The 419-nt window shown below is 56.8% G+C and carries 1 protein-coding gene; it reads left to right on the top strand.

Going from position 1 to position 419, the window contains the following annotated elements:
* On the top strand, positions 1-419 hold a 419-nt coding region (locus DUK53_RS17245; RefSeq protein ID WP_124893258.1), incomplete at both ends, for a HAMP domain-containing protein.

Here is a 419-nt window from a genome sequence, read left to right on the forward strand (position 1 = left end):
TACGTTGGCTACCCAGGCCAAGGAGGCGACGCTTGCCCGCTTTCGCACACAGCTGGAATCGCAACTGAGTAACAGCCACCAGCAGATGCAGACTTTTAACCATCGCCTGGAGCAGATCATCCGCGTCAGCGGCAGGCTAATTGTGATCGCCACACTGCTGGCGATGTTATTGGTTTATTTGCTCAATCACTATTTTATCCGTTCCCGCCTGGTCAAGCGTTTTACCCAGCTCAACCAGGTGGTGGTACGCATCGGCCTTGGGGAAACCAACGCAGCGATCCCGGTTTACGGTGGCGATGAACTGGGCCGCATCGCCCGCCTGTTGCGGCGGACCCTAGGCCAGTTGAACCAGCAAAAATCCCGGCTGGAGCAGGAGATCACCGAGCGTAAGGGCATTGAGCAGCATTTGCGTGCTACAC

It is taken from the genome of Listeria sp. SHR_NRA_18 (genome assembly GCF_003856515.1).
Lineage (GTDB): Bacteria > Bacillota > Bacilli > Lactobacillales > Listeriaceae > Listeria_A > Listeria_A newyorkensis.